The sequence below is a fragment of the Nocardia vinacea NBRC 16497 genome, assembly GCF_000308835.1.
Classification (GTDB): Bacteria; Actinomycetota; Actinomycetes; order Mycobacteriales; family Mycobacteriaceae; genus Nocardia; species Nocardia vinacea.
The window spans coordinates 1-25,921 of the sequence record NZ_BAGN01000396.1 but is presented as its reverse complement, the minus strand read 5'-3'; the positions used below and the strand labels follow the sequence as shown (position 1 = coordinate 25,921).

Here is a 25,921-nt window from a genome sequence, read left to right as displayed (position 1 = left end):
GCTCTGGGTGGTGCCGGTCGCGGTTTGGTGGGGACCGGCACCGTGGTTGTCAGAGCGTGATCGGGGGTTGGTTGGTGAGTAGGGGGTGGGGTTCTTGGGTGAGGGCGGATAGTGCTGCGGCGATTTCGTGGAGGTTGGCTTTGACGTAGGTGGCGGTGGTGCCGTGGGTTTTTCGGGTGTGGTGGCCTGCGTAGGTGCGGGCGGTGGCGTAGCCGAAGGTTCGTTCGACCCAGGTGAGGGTGGTGTGGCGGAGCCAGTGTGTGCTGATGTGTTGGGTGGCGACGAAGGGGAGGTGTTGACCGATGCGGGTCCAGAGGTGGTCGTATCGGCGGGTGGTGATGGGTTTGCGGTTGCGGTAGCGCAGCAACTGTTGGTTGGGTGCGCTGCCGCGTTGTTCGGCGTGGTGGAGTAGGTGTCGCATGAGGGTGGGGGAGATGGGTTGCCAGCGGTCGATGCCTTCTTTTTCGCGTAGCAGGATCAGGCATTGGTGTGGGTCGGGGTCGCAGGGGCGAAGCCGCAGGGCACCCACACGGCGGCAGGCGGTTTCGGTGTGTAGGCGTAGGAGGAGGGTGTCGAGTTCGGGGTCGTTGCCGGTGAGGGCGGCGATGTGGCAGATCTGGGTGAGTTGGGGTGATGGGATTGCTTGGCGGTGTGATGGTGGTCGGGTGGGTATTGCTAGGTGGCGGGCGGGGTTTCGGGTGGGGTGGATCCAGTTGTTGTCTTCGGCGTAGCGGTAGAGGCAGCGTGCGGTGCTGATGAAGTGTTCGCGTGCGCTGGCACCGTTGCGGGTTCTGCGGCCACCACTGCTGGCAGTTTGTACTGCTCGGGCTTTCTCGTCGAGGTCGGCTTTGGTTACCGCGTCCAATTGGCGGTTGTGCCAGGTGTTTTCGAGGTGGTTGAGGTGGGTGTTGTAGGTGCGCAGGGTGCCTGGGGTGAGGGTGGCCCGGAGTTTCGGGATCACGTAACCGAAGGTGGGCACCTCGAGGGTGTCGGTGAGTAGATCGGTGGCGGTGATACCGATCTGTGACAGCAGGATTCGTGTGGCCGCGATGGCTGTCGGGTCGGCGACGGTGCGGGCATCTGTTGTCATCGGCTATGACTCCAGTGAACGCAGGTGGTTGCCGAGCAATGCGTGCAGCATCGGTGGTGGGTAGATCGCGAGTTGCTGGTTTTCCGGCTGGGCGACGAGCAGGACTTTGTCACCGATGTTGAGGTTGGCTTGGCGTCGTTGCCGAAAAGGTACGCGGAAGTATCCACCGGTGACGTGTGCTGTGCCGTGATCGCTGTGGCGGACGAGCAGGACGCCGTCGTAGGTGCACCGGATTGCGAGGCGGGTGTCGGTGGGCCAATTGAGTGTGGCGAGGACTGGTCGGTCGTGGATGCGTCCGGCGGCGCCGATGATGCACGTGCTGTAGATGATTTGGAGGTCGTGGGGAGTCAGGACCTGTCGTGGTGCGGTGCGTATGGCTTGGATGAGTTCGTGCAGGGCTGTCTGGGGTGGGATGACCGGTGCGATCAGCACGACACCGACCACCCTTCGGTGGCGGGCGAGTGTGTGAGCGGGGAGTGCTGGATTCCTGGGTGGGTCAAGGGGTTTCGCCTCCGTGGTTGAGGCACTCGACCGCACGGCCCGGGTGCGATCAGCCACACCGTCGGGCGCGTGAACGATTCGGGAGGTATTCGATCACGCCGAAGAGGCAGCCCACCACCAACGGCAGGGTGTGTAACCAGGGAAGTTAGATTTCCGGTCGAGGCGTGTGCGAGGCACCCACGTGTGGCAGGGCGGAATCGTTCTTGGATGAGTGCGGTGAGTGCTGCGGCGTTTTCGCAAGGGTCGGCTTCCACGTAGGTTGTGGTGGTGCCATGGGATTCGGCTGTGGTGGCCAGCGTCTGCGTGGGCAGTTGGCGTAGCCGAAGGTGTGTTCTGTCCAGGCACAGACTGACCTTGGGCTCCGCAAATGACGAATTACTCTACGCTGCAACGGAAGTAATCGCGCTCGATCCTAAAAGTGCAACTCCGCAGCACATCGATCGGGTAGCGTACGGATGCTCCACGGCGCGGATAAGCTTCGGCGATCTGAAGACCGGGGCACCGGATTCGTGCCGAACTTTGGTATGTAGATAGACGCGACTAGCCAGTCAGCAGGTCAGTTCGTTTTCCCATTCGGCGTAGCGGCTTCGCATCGCTGTGATGTCTTCGATCGTGACTTCGTAGGGCGTGAAGTCGCGATCGGGCATCTTGTGAAGGTAGGACAGTGATTCGGCGAACATGCGCCGATCAAAGCCGGGGTTGTGTTCGATTGCGACCGCGATGAGCTGTTCGCGTGTGTAGCGTTCGCTGACGAGGATCGCATCGACGTCCAGGTAGTCTCTGGGGGCCCATCGGTTGAACAGGGCGTCCATCTTGCCGGCCACGGCGTCGTCGGGATGTAGGACTGGTCCGACTTCGAGCAGGATTGGTGATCTGGATCGCCAGAATACGCCGAGATCCACTTTGCAGGTGTGCCCATCTGGATAGGTGACCGTCATCTGTACCAGGTCGGGAGTTCGGCGGACGACGGTGATCGTAAGCCCGGCGTGTACGAATGCGGCGGTCACGTCATCGGCCACTTCGCCCGGTGTTCCGCGTCGGTCGGAGAACAGGTCGACGTCCTCCGACGGTCGTGATCCCATTCCGTGCAGCGCGATTGCGTGGCCGCCGCCGAGTACGAATCCGCGGTTGCCGACCGAGTGCAGTGCGATGCGTGCCAGTTCGTGTTGGCGCGGATCCATCAGGCAGCGGCTCGAAGCTGCGGGAACTTCCTCTCCCAGAGGGCACGGACCGGCCGCGCCGGCCGCATCTGTGGCCAAATGGCGACGAGCAGGCGCCCGCTGATCAGTTCTCGCAGATGACGATCGGTCCCCTCTTCCATGACGATCTTGTACACCGCGGTCCGGTCGTAGGCGTCATCCAAGTCGAACTCGGTTCGGCCGCCCCATGCCAGCTCAACGGGCAGTCGGAGCACACCGTGTTCAGGCCCGTGTAGCTCGGTCAGAGAGTCGACGACCTCATAAGGTCTGACCTCCGCGAAGCTGAACGGTGCACCGGCATGTTCGGACATGCCCATAGTCTGCCGGACAACCAGCAGCAGGTAAACCAACCCGACCACGGTTCCGGCATCGACTCGGCGGTGGTCGGTGCAGGGGCGATGATGTGGGGATGACTACCAGCTCGCGCGCCCATTCGTTCAACGCGGCCGCTGACCAGTACGCGGCCAGCCGGCCTTCGTACCCGCCCGCGCTCTTCGATTTCATCGAACAGTTCACGAGCCGCCCCCTCGCGGGTGCCCGTGTCGCTGATGTCGGCGCGGGCACCGGAATCGCCACCGCGCTGCTGCGTGGCCGGGGAGCTCACGTAATCGGCGTTGAGCCGGGCGATGCGATGGCTGCCCAGTTCCATACCTTGCTGCCGGATGTGCCGATTGTGAGAGGGGACGGCAATGCTCTCCCTCTCGCGGACGCCTCCCACGACCTTGTCACCTACGCGCAGTCCTGGCAGTGGACCGACACCACCCGCTCGGTCCCGGAGGCGCTGCGGGTCCTGCGTCCGGGCGGTGCGCTCGCGATCTGGTGGAACACCACCGCCTTCGACGTGCCCTGGATCAGTGAGCAGCACCAGCGGATCGCGTATCACTGCGGAGTGAAGCCGACGTCTCGAGCGCGTCCTGACGACGGCGACGCCATCCGGCTCGCGGGCTTGTCGGGGCTGCGAGTCGCGCGCCGCCAGGTGCGGTGGAGTCGTGTGGTCTCGCTCGACTTGCACCTTTCCAACATCACCAGTCGTTCGGCATTTCTTGTGCTTGTCGAGGAGGACAAGCGTGCCTTTCTCTCCGAGGAGCGAAGGCGACTGCGGAAGATGTTCCCCGGCGAGGCGGTGGAAGAGACCTATGTGGTTGATCTGCTGTTGGCCACCCGTCCGTGACTTGCCCGGTATCCGGGGATCGCAAGGACGGTCAGCCGACTCCGGCGACGGCGGAGTCGCCGAATCTCGGATGTCTTTATCACCGCGGGCGCGAGAGCGTTCATGCCGTTGGAGGGCGCCTGGGCTCAGGCCACAGCCGTCGAGTCCGATTCGTCCGCCCGGGCGGGAAGGCCGTGCTGGAACCGTCGGCCGGGCAGCGCGACCAGGCCTGCTGTGGCCGCTATATAGCAGAGCGCGGCAACCACGACGCAGCCCACCGAGAGGCCGGACAGGAACGCATCCTGCGCGGGGGTGAGCAGGCTCGGATTGCGGACGGCGATCCCGAATGCGACCGGCACCGAGTCGGCGGCTTCAGCCGCTTTCCCGGTGGCGGCGAACGCGCTGTCGAGTAGCCGGGAGCCGAAGATCGACGAGAACACGGAGCCGATAACGGCGACGCCGAGTGTCGAGCCCAGCTCGCGGGTGGCGTCGTTGACCGCCGACCCGACACCCGCGCGGGACGCGGGAAGCACGAGCATGATCGACTCCGTCGCCGGGGTCGAGATCAGTCCCATGCCCAGGCCCATGAACATCATCTGCGGGACGATCACGGTCCAGTAGGGCGTGTCGGCGTCCACGGTTGCGGCGATCCAGGCCATGGCGGTGCCGAACGACAGCAGCCCGGTGACCACCACTGCGCGTGTGCCCAAGTGCGGAGCGAGCAGCCCGCCGACTATCGAGGCGACCGCGATCGATAGCGCGACCGGGAGGATGCGGGCGCCGGTGGAGAGTGGGCTGAACTCGCGGACCACCTGAAAGTACTGGGTGATGAGGAAGATGAAGCCCGATAGCGCGAAGAAGGTGACCGCGACCGCTGCACTGGCGGCGCTGAAGCGTCGATCCGTGAACAGCCAGACGTCGAGCATGGGGTGCTCGGCCGCGCGTTCCACCATCACGAAAGCGACGGTCAGTACGAGAGCGATCGCGAACCCGATCACCGTGGCACTGCTGCGCCAACCGCGCTCGGGGGCCTCGATCACCGTGTAGACGAGCACTGCGAGCAGGGCGATCGAGCTGGTCAGGCCGCGGAAGTCCAAAGCAGGCACGGAAGGGTCACGGGATTCGGGCACCAACAGGTATCCGAGAACTGCGGCCACGAGCGCGAGTGGCACCAGTGCCCAGAACACGCTGCCCCAGTAGAAGTGCTCGAGCAGCAATCCGCCGGTAACTGGGCCGGAGGCGACGCCGACCCCGACGATCGCACCCCACCCGCCGAGCGCGGCGGCGCGCTGTCGGCGGTCGGGGAAGGTGTTGGTGATGATCGAGAGCGTTGTGGGGAAGATCAGCGCGGCGAACGCTCCCATGCCCAAGCGTGTCGCGATCAGCGTGGCCGTGCTGTCGATCGTGGCTCCTACCGCGCTGGCGGCGGCGAATCCGAGGAGTCCGGCCAGCAGTGCCGGTCGTCGTCCGTGGCGATCCGAGACGCTGCCCGCCGCCAGCACCAACGCGGTGAACGCGAGGTTGTAGCCGTCGACGACCCACTGCAGTCCACGGGTGCCGGCGTCGAGTTCGGTCGCGATGCTGGGCAGCGCGACATTGACGATTGTGATGTCGAGGTTGATGGCGAGCACCGCGACGTAGACCGAAACAAGGATTCCGGCCTTGCGACTCACGAGGATTCCTTCGACCACCAGTCGCGGATCGCGGCCGCGAACTTCCAGGGTGCGTCGGACTGCACGAAATGCCCTGCGCCGTCGATGATCACGGTGTGGTGGTTGGGAAACAGCTGCTCCCATCGCCGGCGCTCCTTGTCCCCGAACACGACGTCGGCGTTGCCCCAGATGATGAGCGTCGGGAGTGGAGCGAGGCCGGGAAGGCCGGCTTCGACATCGGCGAGAAGGGCGCGGCTGGCGGTGATACGCCGGGGCAGGACAGCTGACGCTTGGCGCCGATCCGGCGTGGCGAGCGCCTTTCGATAGTGGTCCATCTCCTCGGCGGTCGGCTTCCGCAGTCGGTGCCCGGCGGGGATCATCGCATTGACAAACAGATTGAGCTGCCTGATCAGCAGGCGCCCGACGAGGCCGCCCATCACGTGAGAGGCGATGTGCGCCTTCGGATCACCATTCGGCCAGCCCCACGTGTTGGCCAGCACCAAACGCGCGAAGGCGCCGGGCCGCTGCTCGACGGTGGCGAGGCCGATGGGGCCACCCCAGTCGTGCGCCACCAGGGTGACCCCGTTCAAGGCCAGGGCATCGACGAAGGCGGTGACGACCTGGATGTGTTCCTCGGGCAGATACCGATAGTCCGGGTGGGCAGAGGACAGCCCGAAGCCAGGGTAATCGAGTGCGATGCAGCGGAACTCGTCTCGCAAGGCACCGATCACCTCGCGATACACGAACGACCATGTCGGATTGCCGTGCAGGAACAACAGCGTCGGCCCCGCCCCTTCGTCGACGTAGTGGATCGTGTGCCCGTCGATGGTCACGAAGCGGCTCTCGAACGGGAACAGCTCATCGTCAACCCATGCAGGTCTTTCCGTCTCGGTCATGACTCCACCTCACTTCGCGACTAAACTTGATATAGTCACGTGCACTTTAGAATGTCAAGTAGGTGGAGATGAGTCGAAGTTACGGCCAGTACTGCGGTCTTGCCCGGGCGCTCGATGTCGTGGGCGACCGGTGGAATCTGCTCATCGTCCGCCAGCTCCTGGTGGCTCCCGCCCGCTACCGCGAACTGCTCGATGGGCTCCCCGGCATAGCCACCAATCTGCTCTCCGACCGGCTGCGCGACCTCGAGGCCGCCGACGTCATCGAGCGCCGGCTGGCCGAACAGGGCAACGCGGTGACCTACGCACTCACTACGTGGGGTACCGAGTTGCGGGAGCCGATCGAAGGGCTCATCCGGTGGTCCACACCGCTCATGGTGCGTGGCCCCGCCGACGACCGCTTCCGCCCCGAGTGGCTGGCCGTCGCTCTCCCGGCCCTGCTCCGCGGCAGGGTGGATGCAGACCGATCATCGACGGTCGGGGTTGGGATCGACGGTCAGATGTTTCAGGTGCGGGCGACCTCCTCGGGCCTGGATGTCAGCCCGCACGATGGTCGAGCTCTCGACGCCGTCGTGCGCGCAGAGGCCGCGATCGTTCTCGGCCTGGCGGCAGGCATGCTCGACCTCGACGCAATCCGTGCGCTCGTCGACATCGAAGGTGACGAGACAGCCCTGCGAGCCATCTTCGGTGCGCGACAAGGCCCCCCTTGATGCGGCTCCGTGCGTCGATGTCGAGCTGGCTTGCCGATTCCTCTGGACACTCGCCGCTGGCACGTCCCCCATCGAGGCGCTGGCTCGCCGAGCAAGCTGAGAGAAGGTTCGCCGACAACCGTCTCTGTGGTACCGGCGCCGTCACGACATCAACGTTCTGTCCCACAAGCAACTAGATCAAGAACGCTCGCAGTTGAGGGATGGCCTCGACGGGATGTTGTGCACGGATGCCTTCGCCGATCGGGTCGAACTGCCATACCCCGTCGGTGCGGGACAGTTTGCCCATGACCAGGCCGGTGTGTGTTCCACCACCGGTCAGGTCGTAGCGGGCGATTTCGGTACCGGACACGCCATCGACCAGGCGGCAGAACGCGTTCTCGATCTGGTCGAAGGTTTGGCCGGAGTAGGAGGTGACGATGAAGACGACGGTGGTGACCTCCGCGGGTAGTCGGGTCAGGTCGACGGTGATTATTTCGTTGTCGCCCTTACCTTCTCCGGTCGTGCTGTCGCCGAGGTGTCGTACCGATCCGTCGCGGGAGCTGAGTTGTTCGTGGTAGACGACGTCGACGATCTGGTCGGCGGCGAACAATAGTGCCGCCGCGTTCAGGTCGATGTCGACCGACCGCGAGCGCAACCAGCGACGGGCGCGGACCGGATCCCAACCCAGCGCCATGGTGACATGGGCGAGCGCCGCTCCGCTCTCGTCGCGCAACATTGCGAACAATGATTTCTCCCTGGTGTTGTCAGGCGAATACGAAGTAGCGCAACCACAGATACGGTGCGGCGACCGCGATGGTGATGGCGGTGACGACCGCGCCCTTGCGAGTGAATTCCCAGAACGAGATCGGCGCTCCCGCGCGGGCGGCGATGCCGAGCATCACGACGTTCGCGCTGGCGCCGACCGCGGTCAGGTTGCCGCCGAAGTCCGAGCCCAACGTCAGCGACCACCACAGGGCGTCGGTGTGCCCGGGGTTGTCGATTCCGGCCGCGAGGTCTGCGACCAGCGGGCTCATTGTCGCCACGTATGGGATGTTGTCGATGATCCCGGACAGCAGCGCCGATACCACGAGAATCAACATGACTGCTACCAGCGCGTTACCGCCGGTGGCATGGGTGGCCCAGCGTGCCATCGTTTCGACCACACCGGTCTTGACCAGTGCGCCGACCATCACGAACAGTCCGGCGAAGAACAGCAACGTCTCCCATTCGACTCCGGACAGATAGTCGGTGGGTTCGGTGCCGGAGATCAGGACCAGCACCCCAGCGCCGAGCAGCGCGACCACCGAGGGATCGATATGTAGCAGTGAGTGACCCACGAATCCGGCGAACACCGCGAGCAGCACGATGCCGCATTCGATCAGGAGTCGGCGGTCGCGGATGGCTTCGCGTTCGTCCAAGGCCATCACATCGGCGATCCGATCGGGCTCGGCATCGAACGAGCCACGGAACAGCCTCGGCAGGATCAGGGTGAACACCACCAGTTCCAGCACCACGATCGGCGTCATGTGTATGAGGAAGGCGTTGAACGACAATCCGCTTCGGCTGGCGATGATGATGTTGGGTGGGTCGCCGATCAAGGTTGCCGCGCCGCCGATGTTCGAGGCGAATACTTCGGCGATCAGGAACGGCGCGGCGCGGATGCCGAGTCGGTCGCACACCAGCAGGGTCACCGGCGCGATCAACAGGACGGTGGTGACATTGTCCAGAAACGCCGAAGCGACGGCGGTTATCAGCGTCAGCAGGATCATGACGCGGACTGGGGATCCCTTGGCGCGCTTGGCCGCCCAGATCGCGGTGTATTCGAAGACGCCGGTTTGGCGCAGTACCCCGACGATGATCATCATCCCGAACAGCAGCAGGATGACATCCCAGTCGACGCCGGTGTCGTGGGAGAAGAACGCCTCCGCGGAGTCGAGCACCCCCAAAGCCAGGACGACCGCGGCGCCACCGAGCGCGGCTTTGGTTTTGTGGATGCGTTCGGTGGCGATCAGCAGATACGCCACCGCGAACGTGGCGACCGCGATCGCGGTCACCGGTGATCACCCGCGTCCGGGCAGCCGTTCACGTGGCCGCGAGCGCCACCTGCAGTAACCGCGATGCGGTAATCACGCCGATCATCCGTTTTCCGTCGACCACCGCGATCAACGGGCATCGGCAGCGGGCCATCAGCGCGGCGACTTCGATGACGGTGTCGTCGGCGTGGGCTACCGGCAGGATGAGTTTGGGTTTCGATTCCGGGAGCAGTTCGCCAACGGTCTTGCCGCGCAACGCTTCCGCGACCCGATCGGCCACCGATTCCGACAGCACCCCGGCCAGCGACGGATCGTCCTGGACATATCCCGGCACCAGGAACCGCACCACCTGCGATGCCGGCAGCACCGCTAGGGGCACCCGGTCGGCGTCGGTGACCACAATGCCCGGCAACCGATGCTCGGCCAGCAGCTTCGCCGCGGCCGCCGCGTCGGAATCCTTGGTCACCGACGGATAGTCCTCGACCATTTGACTTGCGTGCACACCAGCACGATACGACCGCCCGAGCCCCCACCGACACCAATCCGCCGTCGCCACGATCAACAATTGCCGTAGCGCACGCTCGCATGAGCACCATGAACCACCCCGTCGCCGGACCGCCCGACCCGCCGACCGGGTCGGGTTGCCGACCAGACTTCCCGGCGCACCACCCGTAAAGATGCCGTAAAAACGCCAGTTGAGCAAACCGTGCGCGCGGAGGGTAGCGCTCGATACGGTCCGAGACCGGTGGGGGAGGTGCAGGATCGAATATGGGTCTCCGCTGCGGGGCCGCTGAGTTCGATGACCGAGGTGCACCGATGCGCATTCTGATTTCCGGAGCCAGTATCGCAGGACCCGCGCTGGCCTACTGGCTCAGCCGGTACGGATTCGACGTCACCGTTGTCGAACGCGCGCCGGCGCCGCGCAAGACCGGCGGCCACGCGGTGGATCTGTTCCGACCGGCCATGGCGATCGTGGAGCGAATGGGGGTTGCCGAGGAGATCCGGGCGAAGGCCACCGGGACGGATACCCTCGTGATCCATCGGCCTGCCACGCGTCCGGTAACGCTGGATCTGCGCAAGTTGTTCAACGCTGTCTCCGACAACCATGTGGAGATCATGCGCGACGATCTGAGTGAAATCCTTTACAACGCAACATGTTCCGATGTCGACTACATCTTCGCCGACTCGATCTCCACGATCGGCGAAGACGGTCATGTCAGCTTCGAGCGCAGCCCGGCGCAGCGCTTCGACGTGATCATCGGCGCCGATGGGCTGCACTCGAATGTGCGGGCACTGGTCTTCGGCCCGGAGTCTCGATTTTCCACCTGGCTCGGCGCCTATCTGGCGATTTTCTCCGTTCCCAACTACTTGAATCTGCACGGTGTGATGGAGATGACCGTCGATGTCGGCCGGGTCGCGGGCATCTACGGCGCCGCCCACACCGACGATGGGCGCGCGGGGTTCTTCCTGCGCCCGCCGCAACCGCTGGACTACCACTATCGCGACATCGAGCGGCAGAAACAGTTGCTGCGCGAGCACTTCGGCGATATGGGCTGGCAGGTGCCGCGGCTGCTGGCTGAACTGGACGACACCCCGTCCTTCTACTTCGACTCCATCACGCAACTGCGATTGGACACCTGGTCGCGTGGCCGAGTCGGCCTGGTCGGTGACGCCGCGTACTGCCCAGGCCCGGCGGTCGGCGGCAGCACCAGCATGGCCGTGGTCGGTGCCTACGTTCTCGCCGGTGAACTCGCCGCCCACTCCGGCGATTACGCCGCAGCGTTCACCGAATACGAACGCGAACTCGGCGACTATGTCCGCCGCAGCCGTCGATTCGCGGTTGCCGCCGCGAAGACAATCGTCCCCGCCCGACGCCTCGAGCTGTGGGCGATGATCCAGGCCGTGCGTCTGATCAACGTCTTGCCCGCACCGGTCGCTCGTGCCGCCGCCAAGCTCAACGCCAAGGGCGTGCGCCTGCACGACTCGATCACCGTCAAGGACTACGCGGGATTCGACAAGACGCGCGGGTAGTCCGCAACCGATTCTCGACGTCGCCCGCCGTGATGCGGCGGTCTCGCGGCAGGTGTCTCAGGCGTTGCACACCATCGCGGACCCCGAGCTGAAAAGCAGATCGGCACGATCCTCGCAGGCAAGGGCAGCATCCGCGATCTCACGCGCGTGGCCGCCGCCGTCACCGCCGCCCTCGTTGTCATCGTGGTGCGCCACGATCTTCAACAATGGTGTGCGCCACTCGCGTTCGCTATGGTCCCGGGTTGGTTCCTGGGTAGGACTGCTGCTGATAACGGGCGCGTTCCGGCCGATCGACCACTTTTGTGCGCGCCCGCATATCACCCGACATGCGGCAGGTGGTCGTGAGCGAGCAACCGACATCCGCGACAGCGGTCGGGCGTCGGACACACAAGCCCCTTGGCCCGGGTGCGGTCTGTGCCCTCGCCGCCGAGGTCTGTGGGCACCAACTCGCTCGACTGATCAGCGTCGGAGTTCGGGAGGTAGCCCCAGCTGCTATGAGACGCTCGCCAGTTCCCGCTCTGGCTCGTCCGGTACGTGGTCCTGCGGTGACGTTAGGTCTTCGTCACGCCGTCGCGGCCGAAGGTGTCCCCACTGCAATGCGCAGATTCCCGCGATCGCGGCCAGCGCGGTCGCGATGCCGATTTTCCAGCCTGGTGGCCGCCAGGTGAGGATCAGTTCGCTGTTGTTCGTGCCAGCTGGAATATCGAGGGCGACAAAGGTTTTCGCCACCAAGTGAAACGGGATGTCGCGGCCGTCGAGGGTGGCTCGGTAGCCGGGCCAGGCTAGTCGTGCGAAGACGACCCGGCCGCCGTTGGCCGAGGTCACCCGGATCCTGCTGGTGAGACTGGTGCGCTCGGCCGAGGCGGCGGTGACGCCGCTGGTGTCGGCGATGAGGCCGTTGTTGGTCGAGATCGGGCCGCCGTCTCGTTCGAGGACCCAGATGTAGCGCTCGTGACCTGGATAGTCGACCCATTTCCAGCCGGGCGGCGCGGGATGGTTGCCCGCGTCCGGATACTGCGCCCGTTGCAGCACAACCCTGTCGACCTTCATCAGGTCGACAATCGTTCGGCCCGTGGATGATTCGGTATCGAAGGCGCGCCGGTAGGCATCCGGGCAGGTGCTGCCGTCCCAGCCCATGCACAGGATGGCGCTGAACGCCGCATAGCCGATCGGAGTGTAGGCGTTGACGTAGTCCAATCCCATGTTCTTCGCGTAGTTGCCGAAGGACAGGGACCCGTAGGCGCCGGCCAGGCTCATGTCGTTACCCCGCAGCAGTGCGCGGTCGGCGAGTTGCAGTGTGACACCGTCGAATTGGGGGAACGTGGCCGTCATTTCCGAACGCCGCTCCGGGAAGCCGTAGGACATCGGTGTCGGTGGCGCAGTGTGCACCTGCCAGTAGGCGATCGGGAACATGGACACGATGGTCAGCACGCATCCGAGGGCGACGCCTCGGGTGCGGACGAGGCAGACCGCGGCGGCCCCGAGCGCCGCGACCACCGCGGCGGCGGCGAGATGCCGCAGCACATCGTGCGGGTCCGCGGAAAACGAACGCACGAACAGCAATCCGATCAGCACACCAGCGGCGATCCCGCGTTGGCGCCAGTGCGCGAAGCTGCCGTAGCGGCTGAGCAATACACACACCAGAACCAGTAGTGCGAGAGCAACCATCGGCAACACGCGCGCCGGCCACCGTAATGGCCCGATGCGGCCCGGCCCGGCGCACCACATCAGTACCGCCGTCGCGAAGAGAGTGACCCCGCTCAGCTCGCGTGCCGACGCTCGAGCCGCCCGCCAGTCGATGAACGCCAGCGCCGGAATAACGAACCAGGCGATATAGACCATCGGCAGCGGCTGCACATATCCCCACCAGCCGGTGAACGCGGGCACGGTACTGGGCAGGCTCGCGTTCAGCGATTCCGACCACGGCACGGTCAGAAAGGGGTCGTTGAGAATTCGTTCGTTTCCCCGCCAGGTCACCGGCGAGGACAGCATTCCGGGCAGGTAGGTTTCCAGGCCCGCCAAGCCCGCGCATCCAGCGGCGAGCAGCAGCCGCAGCGATGGCGCCCACCGCCGCTGGTAGATCACCTCACCCACCGCGACCGCGACGATCATCAACGCGGATTCGACTGCGGGAAACACATATTGGACCGAGATCGCCAGATATAGGAAGACAAAGACCGGAATCGGTCCACTACGACCCCGCGCGTAGCCGACCGCCGACGCCCAGGCGTGCAACATCCACGCGGTTCCGGTGAGCGAGGTCGCCCAACTGGCCTCGTCGAAGAACAGGAACCATCCGCTCAACGGGAAGGCCACACCCGCGACCGCGGCCCACTGCGGGCGGGCGCCGTAGACCAGGCAGATCCGGTATACCCCGAGCGCGGCGATGATCGAGAAGATCAGCTTCACCACGGTGACGTAGAGGGCGAGATTGTCGACCGAGGGAGCGATCAGATCGACCAGTAGTTGCGGCGGGTTGTAGAGGCCCGCCTCCTCCATCGAGTAGTTGCCCGACATCCATTCCCATGGCACGAGCGCGGGGAAGTGGCCCGCGCGCAGCTGCCTGCCGAGCATCACCCACATCGGGCCGTATTGGGATTCGGTGTCGTCGGTGTAGAAGTGGCGGGCGTTGGCGAGCAGCACCATCGCATAGCCCGCGACCCCACCCAGTGCGGTTATCGCCGCCCATCTACCCACGTCTTTCCGCGATTCGATTGCCGCGCCAGCCACCACGAGCTTCAGACCCTACCGGAAAGAGGCACTCTGCAACAGTTGCTATATGCATATTTCTCGGGCGGTCGGCGGCGCAGCGAGACCGACCTGCACACCCCGCACCGGCATGGCAATACCGTCGTGATCCGGGGCCATCGCACCGACGTCGCCGAGCTACTGCCCGCCAGCATGATCACCGCGGACATGCGCCCCGATAACCCGGTATCCGGGAGATTCCGCTGCCATGTCGACGACCACATGATGGAAGGTATGACCACTCGCCGCCAGGTCCGTGCCCGATCGTGATCAGGACGCGGAGATCGATACGTTCAGCCGTACCATCAGCAGCGTGTCGACTGGTCTGCCGGTTGCGTGTTCGATGGTGTCGCGCAGTTTGTCCCAGGCGCCGGGGTGGTGATGGATGTAATGTTCGAGCGCGGTGGACGATTCGTCGTTGGTCATCGGAGTCGCGGTCGCGGGGAGATTGCGTCGGATGCCGGTGGAGATCCGGACGTGTGGATGTGCCTGGATATTGCGGTACCACTGGGCTTTCGTGCCGAATCCGGAGACGATGACGAACTCGTAGGGCGCGGGCCGGTCGACGACCTCGAGTACGACGAATCGGCGTTCGCCGGATGTGCGCCCGATGTGTTGCAACATCAGCATCCGTGTGCCGAACAGGAATCCGAGCCCGGCTCGGTAGAGCCAGATGGGCGCGCGCACCAGCCATCGGGTCTGCAGGGCTCGGGCACCGAGCTGGGTGGCGAGGTTTGGTGAGGTCATTTCCATTCTCCTCCAGTAGGTTTCAGCAGCCAGGCTTACTGGGCTCGTTCCCGCACGACGCGGGCGAGGTCGATCCGTTCGACGAGTCGGGCGGCGGGTAGTTGGGACAGTGCGGCGGCAGCCAGCACCGCGGCGATCGCGAGGAGCGGCGGTACGGCACCGAGGGATAGGTGCAGGCTGAACATGTCGCTGTTGAACGAGCGCAGGAACGCCGATGCGGCAAGGACTCCCGCGGCCAGCCCGACGGGAACCGCGAGCATGGTGGCGGTGAGGTTTTCGGTGGCGAGTGCGGCGGTGAGCCGACGCACCGGCACGCCCGCGGCCCGCAGTGTGGCCAGCTCGGTGGTCCGTTCGGCGAGGTTGACCGTCATGGTCACATAGATCACGGTGAACGCCAGCACCGCACCGAGTGCCAGCATCACCACGATGAAAACCCAGAACAGTCCGAGGAATTGGTCGGCCTGGTCTTCCAGGGCGTGCGTGTCGGTGTAGGCGAGGACACCGGGCAGCGAGGTGATCGACGCGCGCAGCGCGTCCCGGTCGGCGCCGCGGTCGAAGCGCATCAGGTAGCCGCCGAGGCCGACTCCGCCGATCCCGTGAGCGGTGTCGAGGTCGGCATAGAGGAAGGTGCCGAGGGGTTCGTCGAGAAAGCCCGCGACCGGTACCTGGTGTGGGCTGCCGAGGGCAGGTGTCACGGTGACGACGTCGCCGACTCCGATGCCGAGCTTATCGGAAAGTGCTGCGCCGGTGAGCATTCCGCCGGTAGGCAGGGTCCTGGTGTCACCGCCAGGGGTGCGGAAGCCGTGCATGGTCGTGTCGGGTGCCAAGCCGTTCAATGTGGTCGTGTACGACTTGCCGTGGGCGGTGACGGTGACCGGGGTGAGCGTAGTGGGCTCGACGGCAGCGACCCCGGGCATTTTTCGAAGGTCGGCGGCAAGGTCGCTGGTGCCTGCGTTGGTCAGTACGGTGGCGTCTTCGCATTCGATCTGATGGAACTGGATGTCGAGCACGCTGCGCATGCTGGTGAGCATGCCGACCGAGGCCAGGATCAGGATCAGCGCGAGAACTGTGCCGGTCATGGTGGCCAGTGTGCGGCGACGGCCTCGTGACAGTGAACGCAATGCCATCCGCGCCACCACCGGCATCCGGTGCCAGCGCGCGGACAACCGGGTCAGTGGACCCATCCGAGGCGCGCGGATACCGTCGCCGCGCATCGCTTCGGCCGGTGCGGTGCGGGCCGCGGCGATGGCCGGGGCCAGTCCCGCGATGAGTCCGGTGAGCAGGCCGAGCGCGAATCCGATGAGCGCGGTGGGGATTCGGTGTGCGACGACGGTGTCGGGTATGCCGATCGCGGAGGTATAGGTCGCGGTGACCGCGGAGGTGGCGACGAACCCGCCGAGGACACCCAGTGCGGCGCCGACGGCGGCGATGCCGACGCCGTAGCCGACGTAGTGGCCGATCACCGTCCGACGGCGGGCGCCCATCGCGAGCAGTGTGCCGATGATCGGGCGTTCGGCCTGGACCAGCCTGGTGATCAGCACGTACTCCGCGATCGCCGCGGCCGCCAGGAACAGGGCCGGGAATCCGACGGCGAGTTCGGAGAATCCGTTGAGGTCTTCGTGCAGTGTGGCGTTGGAAGGCTGATCGGCCAGGGGCACGACATCCAGTGCGCCCGCCGACCGGAGCATCGATGCCGCGGTGTCGCGCTCGGATACCGTTGCCGTGCTGGTCATTTCGACCAGCGTCTGATTCGGTCGCGGCTGTCCGGCCAGGCGCAACGCTTCGGGTTGCGGTGCGTAGACGACCGCGAAAGCGTGCGGGTCGCCGAGCACGTCCTGGCGATTGCGGGCCGGCCACAGGTATTCCGCCGATCGGGCGATCCCGGAGACGGTAACCGGATGCCAGGCGGTGCCGTCGAAGATGTGGAGTCGGCTGCCCACCTGCAGCGCGAAGGTATCGGCGCCGTGATGCTCGACCACCACCTGGTCGGGATGGGCGGGGTCGGGCAGTGTTCCGGCGGTGAGGTCGATGTCGTTCACACTCGGTGCGGCCACGTCAGATAGCCCGACAACGCGCCCGAGGAGTTTGGTGTCACCGATCGAGAACGGGACATCGGCCTGGGTGCGCACCGTGACCCCCTCGACGCCGCCGACAGCCCGCACGGCCGCGGCGATGATCGCCGGGTCGCCCCCGGTGGCGGTGAAGTCGGCCAAGTGCAGCCGACTATAGGTGTGCTGGTAAGAGGTTTCGAGGTTGCGGAACGAGTCGTAGCTGGCGATGAACAGCAGCACACCGAGCAGTACAGTGGCGGCGATCGCGGCGACCTGTGCGGTGCGGCGGCGCAGGTCGCGCAGCATCTTCTTGGACAGCACACGATTCGATGCGAGGAACACACCGATCACCACCTGATGGTCGCGGCGTCGGCGGGGGCGGCGTTGGTGTCGGCGGAGACGATGCGGCCGTCGCGCATTCGGACCACGCGGTCGGCGATCTCGGCGGCTACCTCGTTGTGGGTCACCATCACCACACCGCGGCCCGCGCGGCTGGTGCGCTGTAGCAACTCGAGCACACCGCGTCCGGTGGCGACATCCAGCGCGCCGGTGGGTTCATCGGCCAGTACCAGGTCCGGATCGGTCGCCAGCGCACGCGCGATCGACACCCGCTGCTGCTGACCGCCCGACATCTGGGCCGGGAAGTGATCCGCGCGGTCGCTCAGCCCGACCGCCGCCAGCAGGTCCGGAACCTGGCGCCGCTCGCCGCGGCCGGTCAGCTCGACGATGACCTCGACGTTCTCCCGCGCGGTGAGACTCGCGATCAGATTGAAGAACTGGAACACGAAGCCGACGTGATCGCGCCGGAACGCCCCGAGAGCTGCCGGATGTCTGCCCGAAATATCTTGCCCCGCAACGACTACCGATCCATTGTCGGCCGATTCGATGCCACCGATGATATTGAGCAGCGTGGTCTTTCCCGAGCCGCTGGCACCCAGTATCGCCACCAGCTCGCCCGGCGCGACGTCGAGGTCGATATCGGTGAGGGCGTGCACGGCGGCCTCGCCCGCGCCGTAGGTCTTGCACACTCCGCGCAAGCGGAATCCGCCGCGTGCTCGGTCAATCGTCGGAGCGCTCGCATTCCTGTGTTCGGTCACCGGAAATTCCTTCGCTATCTGGGCTTTCGGTCAATCCCGCCGCCCGGAGCAGCGGGCCTGTCACGTTCACCGCGCGCAAGGTCGGGTCTATGAGTCGGTGCAGGATCAGACCGTCGACAAGTGCCAATACCACCGCTGCGGTGGCTTCCGGGGCCACGGCCGACCCCTGCTCACGCAGCCATACGGTCATCGCGGCGCGCGCTTCGGCGACGAAGCGCCCCAACTCGATTCGCAGCCGTTCATGGCGGGTGGCGGCCAACATCATCTCGCTCATCGCCACCGTCGCCGTGTCTGTCCCGGTGTAGGAACCGATCGCGATGAGCATCTGCGTCATCGCGGCAGGTCCGGATGCCGCGAGCACCCCTGTCATTACGGAGTCGTATTCCGTGCGTGCTAACTGCAACGACGCGTCGATGAGCAGGTCGGTCACCGATGGGAAGTGGTAGTGCACCAACCCGGGGCGCACTCCCGCGCGTTCGGCGACCACTCGAGTGGTCACCGCACCCCATCCCTGCTCGGCGATCAGCTCAACAGCCGCCGCCATCAGCTTGGCGCGCGTTTCCTGTCCCTGCTCAGGCGCCGTGACCACGGATTTCCTCCCATCGGGGCCCGTATTGGGCAATCGCCTTGGGCGGTTACCCAATCAATAATAGTGGCACTATGCAACAATTGCTATAGGCAATCCAGGGTGATCGGTGTTCAATGCGCGCGTTCGACATCGGTGTCGCCTCGCGACACCGTCCGCGTGCAGATCGTGTCCTTCGACAGCAGTCGTGCCGTGAGAGTGGCCATCGTGACCGCCGCCAGCAGCGGCAGGATGCTGGGGTATTCGCCAGTGAGCTCGAACGTGATGGTGACTGTTGTGATCGGGGCGCGGGTGGCGGCGCCGAGCGCGGCGCCCATGCCGATCACGCCGTAAGCGCCCGCGGATGCGGTGGTGTCGGGCAATAGATGATGGGCGATATCTCCGAAAGCGACCCCGGCCATCGCGCCGATGAACAGCGTCGGTGCGAACACGCCACCAGAACCGCCCATACCGAGGGTCAGGCTGGTCGCCAGCATCTTAGCCACCAGCAGCACCAGCACCAGACCGATGGCGTAGCGGCCGCTGATCGCGGCCACAAGTGCGGGATAGCCCACGCCATACAGCTGTGGTAGCGCGAACAGCATTGCCCCCAGCGTCAGCCCGCCCGCGGCGGGACGTGCCCACTCCGGTCCCCGCCACACCCGATCGCACAGGCGTCGCACCAGAAACAGCACTTTCGAAAAGCACACGCCGACGACTCCGGCGATGATGCCGAGTATCGGATACAGGGCGTATTCGACCGGATTGCGCACAGTGAACTGTGTCAGCGACAGCAACGGCTCGTCGCTGTGCAGCACCCGCCCGATGACGCTGGCCGTCGCGCTCGACAACACGACCGCGACAACCGATTCGACGGTGTAACTGCGCAGAATCAACTCCAACGCCAGGAACGCCCCGGCCAAAGGAGCGTTGACCGCGGCCGCGACACCCCCGGCGGCCCCACAGGCGACCAACAGCCGCATCCGCGACGCGTCGAGCCGAAAGGTCTGCGCCACAGCCGATCCGGTCGCCGACCCGATCTGTACGACCGGCCCGATCAGACCCACCGATCCACCGCCGCCGATGCACGCCGCGGACGCGAACGCTCGCACCAACGTTGCCCGCGGCGCAATGCGGCCGTCGTGCTCGGCGACCGCGTGTATCACCTCGGGCACTCCATGACCGCGAGCGTCGGCTGCGAAGCGATGCAGAACGGGCCCGTACACGGCTCCGGCCACCACCGGAGCCAGCAGTAGAAACCGCACATCCGGCCACGGCGTACCCGCCACGCGGTCCAACCCCGGATAGTCCGCCCGTCCGGTGAACACCCAAGTGAAGCCCGCCACCAAATAGCGGAATACGACCCCACCGAACCCGCTTATCGCGCCGATCGGCACTGCCATAAGCATTGCCGCCCAGCAGCTTTCCCGCAGCCATCGGAGCGCCGACGCGCGTTGCGGCGGCGGGATCGAGCGCCGTGCTCGCCTGCACTCGTCCGCACGATCCATCCTGGCAGTATGCAACAGTTGCTATAGGCAATCATTGCCAGGCGGTAAAATCTGTTCGCCCACTATGACAGAGGGAGGACGATGGCGACGCCAGCCCGCTCTATCACCCAGGACTCGGTCGACGAGGTCACCGATGCCCTGCTCACCGCTTCGCGACTACTGGTGGCCATCTCGGCGCGGTCGATCGCACATGTCGACGACACGATCACCTTGGCGCAGTTCCGCACCCTGGTGATCCTCGCGACCCAGGGGCCCGTGAAGCTCGCGACCCTGGCCCATCAACTCGACGTGCAGCCCTCGACCGCGACCCGCATGGTGGAACGGCTGCTGGCCGCGGAACTGATCACCCGCCAACCGAATCCGCAGACCCGCCGCGAATTGATCATCGACCTGACCCCGCGCGGACGCGATGTTGTCGATGAGGTCACCGCGCGCCGCCGCAGCGAAATCGCGACTGTCGTCCAGAAGATGCCCGCAGCGCAACGGCATGGACTCGTGAAAGCCCTGAACGCATTCACCACGGCCGGTGGCCAGCTCACCACGGCCGACAGCAGTTACCCGTACCTGCTGTAACCAACCGCATTGAGGGGTGCGAAGGTCGAGCGCGGACGGCGGACTTGTCGGTCTGCCAGCGCCGCTGCCGAATGGGTTGCCGACACGTTCGGGCACGCCACTGTTCCTGCCTCCGTTGGCCTTGGTGGGCAGGCCAGCTGTCCCTAGCCGCGCGTAGCAGGGGCGGTGAGGGGTGCCGATGTGGTTTTTTCCTCGGCCGGTGGCGTGCGCGTCGTCCGAAGTCCTGTCGCGACGTTGGCGGCCCGGCGTGCGCGCAGGCCGCCGACCAGGCACAGCAGTGCACCGAGCGCGACCCAGACGAGCAGCACGACGATGGCGTGGGTGGCGCCGCGGCCGTCGAAGAAGGCGGTCGATCGCAGTAACCGGCCGCCTGCTCCCGGGGGCAGTAGTTGGCCGAGCGTGCCGGACCAGCCGGGCAGCATCTCGGGTGCGGTCGCCGTGCCCGAGAGAGGGTTGCCGATGAGCATCATGACGACGGCGCCGATCCCGATTCCGGCGTATCCGAGCAGGGATTCCAGTCCGAGGACGGTCATCGATGTGGCCGCGATCGTCAGTGCGATGGCACCGGTGTTGGCTGGGTAGGACCCGCTCAGTGAGCCGAGCCAGAATTGCAGGATCGCTGCCACGGTCAGGCCGCCGGTTGCCGCGAAGGTGAGTGCTCCGGTGACCCGGCGGACGGTGCCGCGGACGAGCCTGGTCAGCAGCACTGCGGCCAGCAAACCGCCCATGACCAGTGGCAGGGCGCCTGCGGCCAGGCCGGTACCGCGTGGGTCGTCGGTGGGCAGGGCGGCGAGGTCGCGGACAGCGACCGGTGTGCCGGGTTTGTCAGCCTGGCCGAGGCCGGTCGCCATAATCTGCAGGGTTTGGGCGACGGCGGTGCTGGCGGCGGAGGTGATGATGACTTGCGGGGTGTCTGAGCTGAGGTCGATCGCCCCGTACACCTGCCGGTCGCGGATGAGTTGTTCAGCGGCCGCGGTGTCGGTGACTTCGGTGATCTCGAACCCGCCCGGTAGACGCTGCTCCAGTGCGGTGCGGATCTGAGCGACCGCAGGCCCCGGCCCTGCGAGGGCGATGGGCACATCGTGCACCGACGACCGCACCGACGGCCAGGCGAAGGCGACGAGCAGCACGCTGATGATCGCCGTGAGCAGGACGACTGCTGTGGCCACTGTCGGCCATCGTGACGGAAGCGCATCGGTGACAAGCGGCGCCGGGGTGGTCATATCTACTCCTCGAACAGTGGGGCCGTGATCGGTGTTCATCGCAGGGTGAGCGGGGTTTCGGAGTCGATGTGTGTCAGCTTCTGCGGGTTGCGGACGTAGTAGAGGCCGGTGATGTGGGTGTCCTCGACGCGTATCGTGATGACGCCGTCGAGTTCCCCGTCGACGTGCAGAGCCAGTGCGGGGCTGCCGTTGACCGTGGTCGGCTCGACGGTGAGCGTGAGGGCGTTCTTGGTGAGGCCGCCGACGATGAAACGGGCCACCTTGTCGGCGCCGATGATCGGACGTGGTGTGGCCTGCTTGATGCCGCCGCCGTCGCTGATCGCCACTACGTCGGGCGCGAGCACGTCGAGTAGGCCATGCAGGTCCCGGGTCTCGAGCGCACGCTGGAAGGCTTCGAGAGCGGCCTCGGCCTGCCGTGCGGTGACGGCGCGGCGCGGGCGGCGGGCCTCGACGTGGCGGCGGGCGCGGTGGGCGATCTGGTGCACCGCGGCCGGGGTCTTGTCGACCGCGACCGCGATCTCGTCGTAGCCGATTCCGAATGCTTCGTGCAGCACGAACACCGCCCGTTCGGTCGGGGTCAATGTCTCGAGGACGAGCATCAGCGCCATCGACACGCTTTCGGAGAGTTCGACGTCGGCGGCCACATCCGCACTGGTGAGCAGTGGCTCCGGCAGCCACGAGCCCACGTACGACTCTCTGAGGCGTTTCATAGAGCGCAGCCGGTTGAGTGCTTGGCGGGTGGTGATCCGAACCAGGTAGGCACGTTGATCGCTCACCTGCCCCACGTCGACCCGCACCCATCGCAGCCAGGCTTCTTGCAAGACGTCTTCCGCGTCGGCCGCTGATCCGAGCATCTCGTAGGCGACGGTGAACAGCAGGTTGCGGTGTACGACGAACGTCTCCGTCGCGTTGACGGTGGCGTGGTCGTCGCTGTCGAGGCCCGCTGCCTCGCTGTCGCCCCGCCGCTGGCCACGGGGTTCACCTGTTGTGTCCATCGAGTCCTCTTCTATCGGTAGCCGTCGGGTCCGACATCGGGTCGCCGATGACGCACGATGGGCGACGGTGTACGTGATTCGGGCGCTGCCGCACATCGTGCAGTCGAAATCACCGGCGGCCGACGCGGCGACGGCGAATTCGGTGTCCTACGCGACGGGTGCCGCCGCATCGCCGCGCTGGGTCTGCAACAGCTGTGGCCTGTGCTTGCCGTCCTTCGGCCAGTGGTGCGAGCCGGGCTTGTGCGCCTCGGTCATCAGGTGCTTGACGCTGGCCTCGCAGGAGAACTCCTTGAGCGCCTTGCCCGCGAACCCGCTGAAATAGAGCCGCATCGCGGTGTCGTCCTTGTGGCCGAGCTGGAAGATTCCGGTGCGGCGGCCGAAGCTGACGCACATGGCGGGGAACGACAGGTCGATCGGCGCAGGCTGCTCACCCATGATCCGGCTCAACACGGTGTCGGCGGCGTGGGCGCCCAGGCAACCCGCGGCGTACGCGCTCATCCGGAACGGCAGATTTGACGGCGCCGACGCATCGCCCGCCGCGACGATGCGCTCGTCGTCAATGCTGGTCAGAGTTTCGTCGGTGAGCAACCGCCCGGCGTCGTCGGTGCGCAACCCGCTGTCATTCGCCAGATCGGGGACACCGAAGCCTGCGGTCCAGATGGTGACCTGACTGGCCAATGTGCGTCCGTCACGGAGTTCCACGGCCTCCCGTGCCACCGCCGTGACCGACGCATCCAGGCCTTCCAGCACGCTGACCCCCAGGTTGGCGAGGTACTTGCGGGCCGTGCGCCGAGCCCTCGGGTGCAGGTACGGACCGAGGTCACCGGCACAGACCAGCGTGACCGAACGCCCCTGCTCCGCCAGTTCCGCCGCAGTCTCGATGCCGGTCGGACCGCCCCCGACGACCGTCACCGGGGCCGTCACGGGCGTGTCGTAGAGCACTGACCGCAGTCGCTGCGCTGCCTCCAATGTGGAGATCGGGTAAGCGAACTCGGCCGCGCCCGGCACCCGCGGGCCGGCGCTGCCGCTGCCCACCGCGTAGATCAGGTAGTCGTAGCCGATCGTTTCGCCCTCGGCCAGCGCCACACTGCGCCCGGTCACCTCGATCCGCGTCGCGCTGTCGACGACCAGCCGCACTCCCTCGGCCAGGACTTCGGTGTAGTCGACGACCGCATCGTGGGTCCCGCCCACCAGTTGGTGTAACCGCAGCCGCGGGACGAAGACCGAGCGCGGATTGATCACGGTCACCGTCACATCGTGGCGCTGGGTCAAGCGGTTGGCCGCCATCACTCCGGCGTATCCGCCGCCGATCACGACCACATCGGTGTTCTTGCTCATGGTGTGTCTCCTTCGATCCGAGGGGCTCGAACACAAGACACCGCATCACCGAAAATCCTGACATCGTGTGACGCGGATCACTTGTGGAGTTCGCGGCCACACGAGGTTCTCGAGGAGAAATTGGTGATCTTGCCGTCGGCGACTTCGAGCAGGAAGGTGGCTTCGAGGCGGTCGCCGCGGTGGATCGCAATGGCAGGTTGGTTGTTGCAGTTGACCGGCTCCATCCGCACGTCCAGCATGCGCTGCGCGGTCCCGAACACTGCCAGCACGGTCGCGGCGACCTGCCGGGCGCCGGTGAGCAACAGTTCGCGGAACGCGGTGACCTTGCCGCCGCTGTCGGTGGTCCAGGTGACGTCCGGGGCGAGGATCGACAGTAGCCCGTCCAGGTCGCCGGTGGTCGCCGTCAGTAAGGAACTGTTCGGTGAGGCGGTGCGGGCGGTGTCGGCGGGACGAATCGGTCGCGGCGGACGCGCCCGCGGCATCGGCGACCATCCGCCATCAGCGCCGCTTGCACGGCACTGCATAAACGTGGCAGGCACACCGCATCCGCAGCCGCACAGCCCTGACCGCACCAGGAGGCGATCGGTCACCCCCGCGAACGGGCGCGTAAGCATCACGTCACCGTGCTCACCGGCACCCGCGACGTCGACCACGACCAAGCCGCGGGTGCTCGCTGAATGGTTCGACGGGAATTGACGGATGAATGTGAGATCGATTGTCGGACAGTCGGTTACCACGATTCGATCAGCGGGATGTCGTGCTCCTGCCGCTGCCATTCCTCGGTGAGGCGACCGAGTCGGCCCGGGGCGGCGATGCCGCGCACGCCTGCGATCTTGTCGTCACGGATCTCCAGGATCACGACGCCCAGGACCCGGTTGTCGAGCGTAGCGAGCATGGCTGGGCAGCGGTTGACCACGGCAGCATGGATCGAGGGTGAGCCACCGGCGAGTCTGCGCTTGGCCGGAGACGGTTTGAAGCCGACCTGCACCGCGCTGGCGATCCGCTCCGGGGTCGCGTACCGGATCAGCTTCTCGGCCAGCCCCAGCCCGGCGCCGTCGGAGATGCCGGTCGCGTCGTCGGTCAGCAGCGCCACCAGCCGTTCGGTCCGGCCCGAGGAGGCGGCATCGACGAATGCCTCGACGACTCGACGCGCGGAGGAACGGTCGATGTCGGAGCCGTTGCCGGCGGCGGCGATTCGACGCCGGGCTCGGTGGATGTGTTGCTGACTCCCGGACTCGGTGATGCCGAGAATCTTTGCTGTCTCGGCGTGGCTGTAGGCAAAGGCCTCGCGCAGCACGTAAACGGCCCGTTCGACCGGTGACAGACGCTCCATGAGCGTCAGCACCGCCAGGGTCACCGATTCGCGCTGCTCGACGGTGTCGGCCGGGCCCAGCATCGGGTCGCCGTCGAGGAGCGGTTCGGGCATCCAGGCGCCGACCGCGCGTTCGCGCCGCACCTCCGCCGAACGGAGCCGGTCGAGCGCCAGGTTGGTGACGATCTTGGTCAACCACGCCTCGGGCCCCTCGACGTACTCCCGGTCGGCGGCCTGCCACCGCAGGAACGCGTCCTGCACCGTGTCCTCGGCATCGGCGGCCGAGCCGAGCAGACGGTAGGCGAGCGAGGCCAGTCGATTCCGGCTGGCCTCGAAACGCGCCACGGTGGCGGTGTCCATCAGCACGGTCTATCCGGCGACCAGTTCGGGCGAGTGTTCTCCGGTCGCGGCCAAGCGGTACTTGTGATTCGGCCTTCCAAAGGTCGGGCGGCTGATGGCCCAGCCGCTGGTTGCCACGATCGCCGACTTGACTCGGGCCGCCGACCGGCCGCACAGAGCCCCGGGC

26 protein-coding genes are annotated in these 25,921 nt (G+C 66.1%); 5 read left to right on the top strand and 21 right to left on the bottom strand.

What is annotated here, in order from left to right; genetic code table 11:
• Positions 1 to 49: 49 nt before the first annotated feature.
• From ON44_RS36820 to ON44_RS36805, 4 genes are all read right to left on the bottom strand, one after another.
• Complete coding sequence (locus ON44_RS36820) at positions 50 to 1,090, bottom strand: tyrosine-type recombinase/integrase (RefSeq protein WP_040699129.1); 1,041 nt, start codon at positions 1,088 to 1,090, stop codon at positions 50 to 52.
• A 3-nt stretch (positions 1,091 to 1,093) separates the two neighbouring features.
• Positions 1,094 to 1,522, bottom strand: a complete 429-nt coding sequence (locus tag ON44_RS36815) for a hypothetical protein (protein ID WP_157187496.1) — start codon at positions 1,520 to 1,522, stop codon at positions 1,094 to 1,096.
• A gap of 617 nt (positions 1,523 to 2,139) precedes the next feature.
• Positions 2,140 to 2,772, bottom strand: a complete 633-nt coding sequence (locus tag ON44_RS36810) for a nucleotidyl transferase AbiEii/AbiGii toxin family protein (protein WP_040699128.1) — start codon at positions 2,770 to 2,772, stop codon at positions 2,140 to 2,142.
• On the bottom strand, positions 2,772 to 3,101 hold the full coding sequence (locus ON44_RS36805; RefSeq protein ID WP_157187495.1) for a hypothetical protein: 330 nt from the start codon (positions 3,099 to 3,101) through the stop codon (positions 2,772 to 2,774). Before ON44_RS36805 ends, ON44_RS36810 begins: the two co-directional genes overlap by 1 nt.
• Before the next feature lie 98 nt (positions 3,102 to 3,199).
• Here ON44_RS36805 and ON44_RS36800 point away from each other — a divergent pair, with 98 nt between their 5' ends.
• On the top strand, positions 3,200 to 3,961 hold the full coding sequence (locus tag ON44_RS36800; RefSeq protein WP_040699126.1) for a class I SAM-dependent methyltransferase: 762 nt from the start codon (positions 3,200 to 3,202) through the stop codon (positions 3,959 to 3,961).
• 125 nt (positions 3,962 to 4,086) lie between these two features.
• Here the strand turns inward: ON44_RS36800 and ON44_RS36795 are convergent, their stop codons facing one another.
• Both ON44_RS36795 and ON44_RS36790 read right to left on the bottom strand, forming a co-directional pair.
• On the bottom strand, positions 4,087 to 5,613 hold the full coding sequence (locus ON44_RS36795) for an MFS transporter (protein WP_040699125.1): 1,527 nt from the start codon (positions 5,611 to 5,613) through the stop codon (positions 4,087 to 4,089).
• A complete protein-coding gene (locus tag ON44_RS36790) occupies positions 5,610 to 6,488 on the bottom strand; it encodes an alpha/beta fold hydrolase (RefSeq protein ID WP_040699123.1) in 879 nt (292 codons plus the stop codon). Before ON44_RS36790 ends, ON44_RS36795 begins: the two co-directional genes overlap by 4 nt.
• A gap of 68 nt (positions 6,489 to 6,556) precedes the next feature.
• Between ON44_RS36790 and ON44_RS36785 the strand changes: the two genes are divergently transcribed.
• On the top strand, positions 6,557 to 7,195 hold the full coding sequence (locus ON44_RS36785) for a winged helix-turn-helix transcriptional regulator (RefSeq protein ID WP_040699152.1): 639 nt from the start codon (positions 6,557 to 6,559) through the stop codon (positions 7,193 to 7,195).
• 172 nt (positions 7,196 to 7,367) lie between these two features.
• Here ON44_RS36785 and ON44_RS36780 read toward each other — a convergent pair whose 3' ends face one another.
• From ON44_RS36780 to ON44_RS36770, 3 genes are read right to left on the bottom strand one after another with little or no spacing between them, the layout of a single operon-like run.
• On the bottom strand, positions 7,368 to 7,910 hold the full coding sequence (locus tag ON44_RS36780; RefSeq protein ID WP_245567490.1) for a TerD family protein: 543 nt from the start codon (positions 7,908 to 7,910) through the stop codon (positions 7,368 to 7,370).
• A gap of 28 nt (positions 7,911 to 7,938) precedes the next feature.
• On the bottom strand, positions 7,939 to 9,228 hold the full coding sequence (locus ON44_RS36775; RefSeq protein ID WP_040699120.1) for an ArsB/NhaD family transporter: 1,290 nt from the start codon (positions 9,226 to 9,228) through the stop codon (positions 7,939 to 7,941).
• Positions 9,229 to 9,256: 28 nt separating this feature from the next.
• Entirely contained in the window at positions 9,257 to 9,709 is a 453-nt protein-coding gene (locus ON44_RS36770) for a CBS domain-containing protein (RefSeq protein ID WP_040699119.1), read from the bottom strand.
• Positions 9,710 to 10,023: 314 nt separating this feature from the next.
• Between ON44_RS36770 and ON44_RS36765 the strand changes: the two genes are divergently transcribed.
• Entirely contained in the window at positions 10,024 to 11,238 is a 1,215-nt protein-coding gene (locus tag ON44_RS36765; RefSeq protein ID WP_040699150.1) for an FAD-dependent monooxygenase, read from the top strand.
• Between the two features lie 57 nt (positions 11,239 to 11,295).
• Here the strand turns inward: ON44_RS36765 and ON44_RS50935 are convergent, their stop codons facing one another.
• Together ON44_RS50935 and ON44_RS36760 are read right to left on the bottom strand one after the other, a co-directional pair.
• The gene (locus ON44_RS50935) at positions 11,296 to 11,433 is read right to left on the bottom strand and encodes a hypothetical protein (RefSeq protein WP_157187494.1); all 138 of its coding nucleotides are present in this window, start codon (positions 11,431 to 11,433) and stop codon (positions 11,296 to 11,298) included.
• 297 nt (positions 11,434 to 11,730) lie between these two features.
• Complete coding sequence (locus ON44_RS36760; protein ID WP_245567489.1) at positions 11,731 to 13,884, bottom strand: hypothetical protein; 2,154 nt, start codon at positions 13,882 to 13,884, stop codon at positions 11,731 to 11,733.
• Between the two features lie 126 nt (positions 13,885 to 14,010).
• On the opposite strand from ON44_RS36760, the gene ON44_RS52180 reads away from it, so the two are divergent.
• The gene (locus ON44_RS52180; protein ID WP_040699117.1) at positions 14,011 to 14,256 is read left to right on the top strand and encodes a multicopper oxidase domain-containing protein; all 246 of its coding nucleotides are present in this window, start codon (positions 14,011 to 14,013) and stop codon (positions 14,254 to 14,256) included.
• Here the strand turns inward: ON44_RS52180 and ON44_RS36750 are convergent, their stop codons facing one another.
• The 5 genes from ON44_RS36750 to ON44_RS36730 form a co-directional block, all read right to left on the bottom strand.
• Entirely contained in the window at positions 14,257 to 14,733 is a 477-nt protein-coding gene (locus tag ON44_RS36750; RefSeq protein ID WP_040699145.1) for a nitroreductase family deazaflavin-dependent oxidoreductase, read from the bottom strand. It abuts the gene before it with no gap.
• A gap of 35 nt (positions 14,734 to 14,768) precedes the next feature.
• Positions 14,769 to 17,135, bottom strand: coding sequence for an ABC transporter permease (locus ON44_RS36745; RefSeq protein WP_040699143.1), 2,367 nt, complete (start codon positions 17,133 to 17,135; stop codon positions 14,769 to 14,771).
• Positions 17,132 to 17,881: an ABC transporter ATP-binding protein gene (locus ON44_RS36740; protein ID WP_083898378.1), complete on the bottom strand. Its 750-nt coding sequence runs from the start codon at positions 17,879 to 17,881 to the stop codon at positions 17,132 to 17,134. The genes ON44_RS36745 and ON44_RS36740 overlap by 4 nt, the downstream gene beginning before the upstream one ends.
• Positions 17,844 to 18,470 carry a TetR/AcrR family transcriptional regulator gene (locus ON44_RS36735; protein WP_051182855.1) on the bottom strand — a complete coding sequence of 209 codons (627 nt, stop codon included), beginning with the start codon at positions 18,468 to 18,470 and terminating at the stop codon, positions 17,844 to 17,846. Before ON44_RS36735 ends, ON44_RS36740 begins: the two co-directional genes overlap by 38 nt.
• Before the next feature lie 110 nt (positions 18,471 to 18,580).
• Positions 18,581 to 19,849 carry a chloride channel protein gene (locus tag ON44_RS36730; RefSeq protein ID WP_245567487.1) on the bottom strand — a complete coding sequence of 423 codons (1,269 nt, stop codon included), beginning with the start codon at positions 19,847 to 19,849 and terminating at the stop codon, positions 18,581 to 18,583.
• 186 nt (positions 19,850 to 20,035) lie between these two features.
• Here ON44_RS36730 and ON44_RS36725 point away from each other — a divergent pair, with 186 nt between their 5' ends.
• On the top strand, positions 20,036 to 20,527 hold the full coding sequence (locus ON44_RS36725) for a MarR family winged helix-turn-helix transcriptional regulator (protein WP_040699116.1): 492 nt from the start codon (positions 20,036 to 20,038) through the stop codon (positions 20,525 to 20,527).
• Positions 20,528 to 20,670: 143 nt separating this feature from the next.
• On the opposite strand, the gene ON44_RS36720 is transcribed toward ON44_RS36725, so the two are convergent.
• The 5 genes from ON44_RS36720 to ON44_RS36700 all read right to left on the bottom strand — a co-directional run bounded on the left by ON44_RS36720 (position 20,671) and on the right by ON44_RS36700 (position 25,755).
• A complete protein-coding gene (locus ON44_RS36720) occupies positions 20,671 to 21,750 on the bottom strand; it encodes an ABC transporter permease (RefSeq protein ID WP_218007729.1) in 1,080 nt (359 codons plus the stop codon).
• A gap of 35 nt (positions 21,751 to 21,785) precedes the next feature.
• Complete coding sequence (locus ON44_RS36715; protein ID WP_040699114.1) at positions 21,786 to 22,745, bottom strand: RNA polymerase sigma-70 factor; 960 nt, start codon at positions 22,743 to 22,745, stop codon at positions 21,786 to 21,788.
• A gap of 147 nt (positions 22,746 to 22,892) precedes the next feature.
• Complete coding sequence (locus tag ON44_RS36710; RefSeq protein WP_040699113.1) at positions 22,893 to 24,083, bottom strand: NAD(P)/FAD-dependent oxidoreductase; 1,191 nt, start codon at positions 24,081 to 24,083, stop codon at positions 22,893 to 22,895.
• A gap of 77 nt (positions 24,084 to 24,160) precedes the next feature.
• A complete protein-coding gene (locus ON44_RS50930; RefSeq protein ID WP_157187493.1) occupies positions 24,161 to 24,565 on the bottom strand; it encodes a sigma-70 family RNA polymerase sigma factor family protein in 405 nt (134 codons plus the stop codon).
• A 248-nt stretch (positions 24,566 to 24,813) separates the two neighbouring features.
• Entirely contained in the window at positions 24,814 to 25,755 is a 942-nt protein-coding gene (locus ON44_RS36700) for a sigma-70 family RNA polymerase sigma factor (RefSeq protein ID WP_040699112.1), read from the bottom strand.
• Positions 25,756 to 25,921 lie beyond the last annotated feature (166 nt).